The organism is Mesorhizobium sp. M0870, from assembly GCF_040319775.1.
In the GTDB taxonomy this organism is placed as follows: domain Bacteria; phylum Pseudomonadota; class Alphaproteobacteria; order Rhizobiales; family Rhizobiaceae; genus Mesorhizobium.
In genome coordinates this window covers 22,137-30,513 of record NZ_JAMYOI010000046.1, presented here as the reverse complement: position 1 = coordinate 30,513, position 8,377 = coordinate 22,137, and the positions used below count along the sequence as shown (strand labels likewise).

The following is an 8,377-nucleotide window of genomic DNA, read 5'->3' as shown; positions in this document are numbered from 1 at the left end:
CATAGGCGTCGAGGAGGGGGGGGGAGGGGGGGGGGGTGGTGGCGGGGGGGGGGGGGGGGTGGCGGGGGGGGGGGGGAGGTGGGGGGGAGGGGGGGGGGGGGGGGGGGGGTGGGGGGGGGTGGGGGGGGGGGGGGGGGGGGGGGGGCGGGCGCCGCCCCCCCGCGGCGCTGCAAAAGACCCCCACCCCGCTCCGCTGCGCGGAGCGACCCTCCCCACAAGGGGGAGGGTGAAGACGCTCCACCAGACACACTCCAGAAACAAGATTCAACATCCGGGAAAAACTCGCGAAAACATCGCCTGTCATAACCACCTTCGCGGCGGTCAAGCGGGCCGCGGCACAACACGAAGAAATGGTCCCGAAACATGCAACGAGGTTCGACCGGATGGATCGGTGCCCTGACAGGCATTTCGCTCGCCATGCTGGCGGTCGCACAATCGGGTGCGGACGCAGCGGTCACCCGGAGCGAATATTGCAGCCAGCTCGGCCTTCAACTCGACGGGGCCATCCAAACGAAAGTCGCCCCAGGCACCAGCGCAAGCCAGATCGCCGAGGCAACCGCGCTCCAGGACAAGGCGAACCGGTTTTGTGCCGAGCGCAAACAGGCCCAAGGCATCAGGACCTACGCCAACGCCCTGAAACTCCTTGGCGTGACACCGGTCGACCTGAACCAGTGACAGCAACCATCAATTCTCGAAGGAAGGGCCGCCTCTCTCGCAGAGCGAGGGCGGTTTTTCCAGCGCATCGCACCGCGGAAGTTCCTGCCGGACTACTTCTCGCCCAGATATTGGAAAACGGCCTGTTTCCACCAATCGCTTTCGATGGTCTGCAGGAGGGCGACATCGAGAGACTTGCGCAACGGGCTGCCGAGCGGCAGCGCAATGGCATATTGCTGCTGGTCGAAGGTCGCATCGAGAACCTGCAGGCTTGTCGCGTAATTCTGCCCGACCAGCCAGCCAAGCAGCGGCTTGTCGTGCACCAGCGCATCGATCTTGCCGGCGCGAAGCGCGTTGAGGCCCTGCTGGATCGAGGCAAAGTCCTGATGACGGATCTGGGTCGAATCCAGATAGGACGCCGTCGACGAGCTCTGCACCGCGCCGACCCTGACCGCGGCGAGATCGCTTTCGCCCTGCACCATTCCTTCCATCTGCGTCACCGTCAGCACCGATGTGACGCCCGCGGTGAACACCGCGATGGCAATGATCGATCCCATCATCCAGAGCGCGGCCAGCACGCGCCCCGGCACGGTTCGCGGACCGAAGTCGCCGGTGCTGGCTTGCGTCGCGGCGATGGTCGACCACCACATGCTGGAAAACAGTCCCTTGGCGACGCCGCCGCCGAAATCGTCATTGTGCCGACGTTCGAACATCCAGATCAGGACGCCGACCACCACCGATATGATGACCAGCCCCAGCACCGCCTGCAGGAAGCCGAACGACGTCAGGGCATGCAGCACCGGCCGCCATGACGGCTGATTGTTGAGCGGTGTCGCAATGCCGAGCCCGGTCGTGAAGAAGGGCTGCGTGAAGTCGACGGCCTTTTCGCGGTCGGCCGTGACCGTGATCGCGGCCATCGCCGCATCGAACCTGCCGTTGACGACGCCATCGATCTGGTCCTGCACGGCAGGCACTTCGACATAGCGGAAGCGAAGGTTGAGCCGCCCGGCGATTTTCTGCCAGAGGTCGATGCTCAATCCCGACCAGCTGCCGTCCTGCAGCTTGAACGCAAAAGGCGGCGCCTCCTTGATCCCGACCGAGATCTCTTTTGCCGGCGAGGCCGAGGGAGAAGCCAGGTCGGGAGACGTCTGGTCGGGCGAGGTCTGGGCAAGCGTGGCGCCGGCTCCCACACACGCGACGATGACAATGAGACCCAGCGCCATCGTCCACGAAGCAACTCTTCTCAACGGCAACGACTCCCAGCGTCCGCCGCTCGATCGTCGCGGCTTTCGAAGGGTAGCCGCCGTGCCGTCCTTCGTCCACCGGCGATGTCGTTGCTGAAGCAGCCGCGCGACGCGCCGACCATCGAATTGCGCAAAAACAAGCAGTTGGAACAATTTCACGATTCAGATCCTGAATCGCTTCGCGCAACGCCGGATCCCGTGCGGACAGGCTTGCCGTGCCGAAGACGAACTCGCGCCCAAACCAGCCCACCCCAAACCTTACTTCCTGCCTTGCGGGTAGATCGTCTCGCCGCGCTTCAGCATTGCCACAAACGTCTCGATCTTCTTCTTGCGCCCGGCCTCGGTCTTCATGTTGTGGGTGCGGAAGGCGAGCGCGAAACGGTTCTGGGCACTGAGCTTTGCCAGCATCACCTTCGCAGCGGGTTCGGCGTCTATGGCAGCCTGCAGGTCGTCGGGGATTTTCATCTCCTTGCCGCTGCCATAGGCGCGCGCCCAGCGCCCGTCCGCCTTGGCCGCCTCGACCTGTTTGAGCCCATGCTCGGTCATGCGGCCCTCCTCGACCAGCCGCGCGACATTGTCGATGTTGATCAGGCTCCAGATGCTCTTCCGACCGCGCGGCGTGTAGCGCTGCAGGAAACTCTTGTCGTCCAACCCCTTGCGCACCGCATCGATCCAGCCGAAGCACAGCACCACGTCGATGGCTTGTTTGGGGGTGATCGACTTCAGTCCCGACCCCACCTTGTGAACCTTGATCCACACTTCGGTTTCCGTGGCGTGGTGCTTGCCGAGCCATGCGTAGAAGCTGCCCGGATCCGGGAATTCATGGACCTTGTCGGGATCAACCTTGACCGGCGCCATTAGCCGGCCCGTTTGTTCAGTGCCGCTCGCGCCATCACAGTTCCTGCTCCCACTGTCGTCTTGCCCCCCGCATTGCGCCCATCGTCATTGCCCGGCATGTGGCACAGATCGCTGTCAGTTGTCGTCAGTTGCGCCACCACAAAGCAAAGGAAAGCATCGCCGCGGGACTTCGTCGGGGAGAAGAGAGGGCGCGCGATATTCCATCGCCATGCTATAGGACCGCAAGGTGTCAGTCTGGGGGAATATGCCACCATGAAATCTCTGCTGCTCGCTTTTCTATCTTTGCTGTTGCCGAGCCTCGCCCTTGCGGAGCCGATCGAAACCCGGAAAATCGTCACGGCTGTGACTGGCGACTTCAATGGCGACGGCGCCGTCGATCTTGCCATGGTGGTGGAGACCGAGCCCGGCCACCCGATGGATGTCCACTTCTTCCTCAGGGACAAGGAGCACAATTACCTCAAGCCCGTCGAGATCGTGCACGAGCAGATCCACGGGGAATGGAACGGCTACGACCGGCCGGGTTACAACAACTCCGACACCGAGCCGGAACTGACGGTGCTGCCCAACGGCTCGATCAAATTCTACCTGCCGGCGATGCCGGTCGGCAGCGAACGGACCGACATGACGCTGACCATCGCCTGGCGCAACGCTGCCTTCATCGTCGCCGGCTTCGCCTATGACCATTATGACTATATGGAGGAGAATGCCGAAAGCGCCTGCGAGTACAATGTGCTGACCGGCAAAGGCACCAGCAGCGAAAAGCAGCCGGACGGCAGCACGAAGCACAAGACCGTCTCGGTCGAAGGCCAGACCATCGCCTTCAAGGACTGGAACCCGGGCTCTGCCTTCACCGCTTGCGGCGAGTGATCGCCCTGCATCATCGGCGCTTCCGATAGCGCTATCGGTTTCTTCCGTTTTCACTTGCCGTACCGAACTGCCAATTCCCTGCCCTTCTCCATCCAAGCAAAGGCAGAGCGAATGAGCATTTCAAATGAGAAAATCCTGATCGTCGGTGGCGGCTCTGGCATGGGTCTGGCGCTGGCCCGGCGCTGCGTTGAGTCTGGGGCCAGGGTGATCATAGCCGGGCGCGGCGAGAACCGGCTGCGGCAGGCGCGTGAGGCGCTGGGCAATCCCGCCGGGCTGGAGACCGCCGTCGTCGACATCACGCGCGAAGACCAGGTCGCGGCTCTGTTCGCAGGGATCGGCGACGTCAATCACATCGTCAGCACCGCAGCCGACATCGAAGGCGCCTACCAGCTGCTGCCGGCGCTTGACCTGAAGGCGGCGCAAAAAATGGTCGAGAGCAAGCTTTATGGACCGCTGCTGCTCGCCAAGCACGGTGCGCCACGGCTGGCAGCGACCGGTTCGATGACCTTCGTTTCCGGCATTGCCGCCTACCGGCCCACCGCGCGAGGCTCCGTCGTTGCGTCAGTCAATGCGGCGCTCGAAGGGCTGGTGCGTGCGCTGGCCGTGGAGCTCGCGCCGATCCGCGTCAATGCCGTGTCACCCGGCTGGGTCGACACCACGATCTGGGCGCAGGTTGCCGGCGACCGGAAGGACGCGACCCTGGCCGCGATGGCCGAGCGGCTGCCGGTCGGGCGGATCGGCCGACCCGATGACATCGCCGACGCCATCGCCTTCCTCATCGGCAACGGTTTTACGACGGGAACGACGCTGCATGTCGAGGGCGGCCACCGCCTGATCTAAACTGCCGCTGCCTCCGTCAGGAGTCGTTGGCAAACAAGGCCTTGGAACGGTTCGCCGATTCAAGTCCTAAACCAGCCCTGGCGGAAGGAACCGGCACCAGCGTGTCGCGCGCGGCAGTGAGCAATTGCTTAAGCGCCGGCGGCTGGACGCGCCGGCGCCGCCAGATCATCGTCAGCGGCGCGGTTCGCATCGGACCGGGCCACGGCAGTTCGACGATTTCACCACGCGCCAGCGCATCGGTGACGGCAAAGCGTGGAACGAGGGCGGGCCCCGCGCCGGCCGCCACCAGCCGCGCAATGGCGCCGATGCTGCCGACCTCGGCGGCAAGTATGGGTGCGGCAACGCCTGCCTCGGCAAAGGCCGTGTCGAACATATGCCGGTAGATGCATCCGGGCTCCGTTGCCACGAAGGAGAGCATGGCAAGGGCGGCCAGGTCATGCCCGGTGCTGCCCCGCCCAGGAGCCGCGACCAGCACCAGCGGTTCGGCCGCTATCGTGCGCCTGGCGAAGCGTTCATCGGACGCGTCCTTCGCGAAGTCACGGCGGTCGAAACAGAAGGCGACATCGATGTCGCCTTCCTCCAGCTGGCGCAGCAGCGCGCCGCTGCCCGCCACCTTCATCCGCACAATGATGTCGGGATGACCGGCCTGGAATCCAGGTAGCCAGGACGCCAGCCGTGCCGAGGCAATCGTCTCCAGTGCGCCGATCGTCACCTGCCCGCTTGTCTGACTTGCCGCCGCCTGCACGGCCGCGCGCGCCTCGCCATCGAGCCGCAACAGATCCTCGGCGATCGGCTTCAGCGCCAGCCCGGCCGGCGTCAGCTCAAGGCCTGACTTCGCGCGTGTGAACAGGGCCGCGCCAAGCTCCGTTTCGAGTGCCTGGATCTGGTCGCTGACGCTCGATTGCGCGAGGTGGACCACTTCTGCGGCACGCGTGATGTTGCGGCTCCGCGCCACCGCAAGGAAAGTCTTGAGCAATCTCGGATGCATCGCGTCGCTGACGCGCTACTGCAGTTGCGGCTTTTTCAGAAAACTGCCGCGGTCGGCCGATTTGACGCGCAGCCAGGTTTCGCGGCCGTCGCGCAACACCCGCATCGGAATCTCGGCCCCCGCCGAGCCGCTCTCCCACAGCTTGCGGTAGAAATCGGCCAGCCCGTCGACCGCGCCGTCGCGGATGTCGGAGATGATGTCGCCCTGGCGCAGGCCGGCCTTGGCCGCCGGGCCGCCCTCGGTCACGCTCATCACCACCACTCTGCCGTCGCTTTCGGCCGACAGGGCGCCGAGCCACGGGCGCGGCGGCTTGGCCACCTGGCCGCGCGTCAGGAGGTCGTCGAGTATGGGCGGCAACAGATCGATCGGCACGATCATGTTTATATCGGCGACCTCGCCGTTGCGGCTCATCTGCAGGCGCAGGGAACCGATGCCGAGCAGCGAGCCGTCAGCGCCGAACAGCCCGGCACCGCCCCAGGACGGGTGCGCGGGCGCAATGAAGATCGCCTCGTCGAGCAGATATTCCCAATAGCCGGCGAATTCCTGCTTGGTGACGATCCTGGCCTGCACAGACTGGCCGATGCCGTCGGCCAGCACGACGGCGTCACCGATCCTCGCCTTGCCGGCATCGCCCAGCGCCACCGCCGGCAGGCCGAGCGGCGCCAGCGCCTGCACCAGGCCGAAGCCCGATTCCTGGTCATAGGCCAGCGCGTGCGCGGGGATGACGCGGCCGTCATGGCTGGTCAGCCAGACCTCTTCCGCCTCCGTGATGAGATAGCCGATGGTCAGCACCAGCCCATCGTTGCGAATGACGACGCCGCTGCCTTCCCTGAGCGTGCCGAGCGCGCCGGCCGTAAAGGCATCTTCGGGGACAGTGGCCCGCACTGCAACGACCGAGCGCGGATTGGGATTGATGGTCATGCTTTTGTCCTGGATGGGCTTTGGTGACATCTTCTATAGGTATGCCACGCAGGAGAAGGCGCAAGGGTGAGGAAGTGCCCAATTGCCGATGTTGGCAATGCGGGCATCGATAATAGTTCAACGCAAGTTGAACTTACACATCCGCAGCCCTAGTTTATGGCGACCTGCCATCCTTCCCCGACACGAGGCCACGAAATGACCGACTACACACCGCCGAAAGTATGGACCTGGAACAAGCCGAGCGGCGGAGCCTTTGCCAGCATCAACCGGCCGATCGCCGGGCCGACGCAAGACAAGGAACTGCCCGTCGGCAAGCATCCGTTGCAGCTCTATTCGCTGGCGACGCCGAACGGCGTCAAGGTCACCGTCATGCTGGAAGAGCTTCTGGCGCGCGGCCACAAGGGCGCTGAATACGATGCCTGGCTGATCCGGATCAACGATGGCGACCAGTTCGGCAGCGGCTTCGTCGAGGTCAATCCCAACTCCAAGATCCCGGCCCTGATGGACCGCAGCGGCAAGACGCCGGTGCGCATCTTCGAATCCGGTTCGATCCTGGTCTATCTCGCCGAAAAGTTCGGCGAATTCCTGCCTACCGAACAGCCGGCGCGCGCCGAAGTGCTGTCCTGGCTGTTCTGGCAGATGGGCTCGGCGCCGTATCTGGGCGGCGGCTTCGGCCATTTCTACGCCTATGCGCCGGAAAAGTTCGAATATGCCATCGACCGCTTCTCGATGGAGGTGAAACGCCAGATGGATGTGCTCGACCGCCGGCTGGCCGAGACTGAATATCTCGGCGGCAAGGACTATTCCATCGCCGATATGGCCGTGTGGCCCTGGTATGGCGGGCTGGCGCTCGGACGCATGTACAATGATTCCGCCGAGTTCCTATCCGTGCAGGAATACGCACATGTGCAACGCTGGGCCAAGGCGATCGACGCCCGACCGGCGGTCAAGCGCGGCCGCATGGTCAACCGCGCTTTCGGCGAGCCTGCCATGCAACTGCATGAGCGCCACGACGCCAGCGATTTCGAGACCAAGACGCAGGATAGACTGGCCGCCGAATAGGCCATCGCGGATCGCGACAAAAGGAAACCCGCCACCGACGCGACGTCGGGGCGGGTTTTTCCCAAGGTCCAGTGCTGCGGGAACCCCTTAGTGCAGCACTTCAACGATCTGGCGGGTCTCCGGGTCGACGAGGACCGTCTGGTCATTGATCACCGCGACGCGGTATTTGACGTCGGGCACTTCACGCAGTTCGACAGTGTCCGGTACCGACGAGCCGAGCTTGAGTTCGACCCCCAGAAGGTTCACCGAGGCAAGCGGTTCCCTCTTGATGTATTCGCGAACGACCGTCTCCTGCTGCGGCTGGACGACGACGACGCTCTCCGCCAGCGCCGCACCAATGCCGCCCGTCAGGACGATGGCAGCCGCCGCGCTTGTAAGATAAAGTTTCATGACCGTCTCCTAGTGACAATTGAATTCCGCCCTCCATAAAAACTCCACCGCTGCCATGTGGTTCCATCCAACTTCAGAATTGAAGATGTTATGTTTGCAGCCCGGATATTAATTTGTTGCTGATCAAGCATGCGGCAGACAGCGCGGAAATGCTTGAAAACTTGCACAAATGTGTACGGACATTAGAAGACGAAAAATCCCTTCTGCAGCCGAATTGGCGAAGCACCTGTTGTCGCCGCGTCAAATCAGCCTCGCGTCCTCTATCTCGACGATGGGAGCACGAAAAAGACTCGCCCCGCCGGGAGCAGAGCGAGCCATGGCAGTGCCGATAGAGGTGGCAACCTCACCGGTACTGCTAGAGGACGCGAAGCATGATCACTTGTTCCACCTGACGGCCTGAGCCATGCGAAGCCGGTCGCGCATGCATCATGTTCCCACGACGACGCCGAAATGTTCCCACGATACGCTGTGCCGAAACCTCAGCAGGGCTATGCCCAGACAACGCTGTCTCTCAGTGACCAAACACCGTGATCGCGCTGTGGGCGAGGTTCCC

Annotated in this window: 9 protein-coding genes; 4 read left to right on the top strand and 5 right to left on the bottom strand. The window is 63.7% G+C overall.

Translation table 11 applies throughout. The annotated features are described in order from the left end of the window. Positions 1-363: 363 nt before the first annotated feature. Complete coding sequence (locus tag NKH97_RS31555) at positions 364-675, top strand: hypothetical protein (RefSeq protein WP_352799701.1); 312 nt, start codon at positions 364-366, stop codon at positions 673-675. Between the two features lie 92 nt (positions 676-767). On the opposite strand, the gene NKH97_RS31550 is transcribed toward NKH97_RS31555, so the two are convergent. Further along, positions 768-1,901 (bottom strand): transporter substrate-binding domain-containing protein, encoded by a 1,134-nt coding sequence (locus NKH97_RS31550; RefSeq protein WP_352551345.1) that lies wholly within the window; start codon positions 1,899-1,901, stop codon positions 768-770. A gap of 255 nt (positions 1,902-2,156) precedes the next feature. Further along, positions 2,157-2,756, bottom strand: a complete 600-nt coding sequence (locus NKH97_RS31545) for a YdeI/OmpD-associated family protein (protein ID WP_352799700.1) — start codon at positions 2,754-2,756, stop codon at positions 2,157-2,159. A gap of 252 nt (positions 2,757-3,008) precedes the next feature. On the opposite strand from NKH97_RS31545, the gene NKH97_RS31540 reads away from it, so the two are divergent. Further along, positions 3,009-3,623, top strand: a complete 615-nt coding sequence (locus NKH97_RS31540) for a hypothetical protein (protein ID WP_352799698.1) — start codon at positions 3,009-3,011, stop codon at positions 3,621-3,623. A 111-nt stretch (positions 3,624-3,734) separates the two neighbouring features. Further along, positions 3,735-4,463 (top strand): SDR family oxidoreductase, encoded by a 729-nt coding sequence (locus tag NKH97_RS31535; RefSeq protein WP_352799696.1) that lies wholly within the window; start codon positions 3,735-3,737, stop codon positions 4,461-4,463. A 16-nt stretch (positions 4,464-4,479) separates the two neighbouring features. On the opposite strand, the gene NKH97_RS31530 is transcribed toward NKH97_RS31535, so the two are convergent. Next, complete coding sequence (locus NKH97_RS31530) at positions 4,480-5,451, bottom strand: LysR family transcriptional regulator (protein ID WP_352799694.1); 972 nt, start codon at positions 5,449-5,451, stop codon at positions 4,480-4,482. A 15-nt stretch (positions 5,452-5,466) separates the two neighbouring features. Continuing rightward, positions 5,467-6,372: a S1C family serine protease gene (locus NKH97_RS31525; protein WP_352799692.1), complete on the bottom strand. Its 906-nt coding sequence runs from the start codon at positions 6,370-6,372 to the stop codon at positions 5,467-5,469. A 195-nt stretch (positions 6,373-6,567) separates the two neighbouring features. On the opposite strand from NKH97_RS31525, the gene yghU reads away from it, so the two are divergent. Beyond that, positions 6,568-7,434 carry a glutathione-dependent disulfide-bond oxidoreductase gene (yghU, locus tag NKH97_RS31520; RefSeq protein WP_023813336.1) on the top strand — a complete coding sequence of 289 codons (867 nt, stop codon included), beginning with the start codon at positions 6,568-6,570 and terminating at the stop codon, positions 7,432-7,434. A gap of 87 nt (positions 7,435-7,521) precedes the next feature. Here yghU and NKH97_RS31515 read toward each other — a convergent pair whose 3' ends face one another. Next, positions 7,522-7,824 (bottom strand): DUF1236 domain-containing protein, encoded by a 303-nt coding sequence (locus NKH97_RS31515; RefSeq protein ID WP_023813335.1) that lies wholly within the window; start codon positions 7,822-7,824, stop codon positions 7,522-7,524. Positions 7,825-8,377 lie beyond the last annotated feature (553 nt).

Coding starts and splice junctions, on each gene's coding strand:
- NKH97_RS31555 (WP_352799701.1), top strand. CDS start 364: ATGCAACGAGGTTCGACCGGATGGATCGGTGCCCTGACAGGCATTTCG.
- NKH97_RS31545 (WP_352799700.1), bottom strand. CDS start 2,756: ATGGCGCCGGTCAAGGTTGATCCCGACAAGGTCCATGAATTCCCGGAT.
- NKH97_RS31540 (WP_352799698.1), top strand. CDS start 3,009: ATGAAATCTCTGCTGCTCGCTTTTCTATCTTTGCTGTTGCCGAGCCTC.
- NKH97_RS31535 (WP_352799696.1), top strand. CDS start 3,735: ATGAGCATTTCAAATGAGAAAATCCTGATCGTCGGTGGCGGCTCTGGC.
- NKH97_RS31530 (WP_352799694.1), bottom strand. CDS start 5,451: ATGCATCCGAGATTGCTCAAGACTTTCCTTGCGGTGGCGCGGAGCCGC.
- NKH97_RS31525 (WP_352799692.1), bottom strand. CDS start 6,372: ATGACCATCAATCCCAATCCGCGCTCGGTCGTTGCAGTGCGGGCCACT.
- yghU (WP_023813336.1), top strand. CDS start 6,568: ATGACCGACTACACACCGCCGAAAGTATGGACCTGGAACAAGCCGAGC.
- NKH97_RS31515 (WP_023813335.1), bottom strand. CDS start 7,824: ATGAAACTTTATCTTACAAGCGCGGCGGCTGCCATCGTCCTGACGGGC.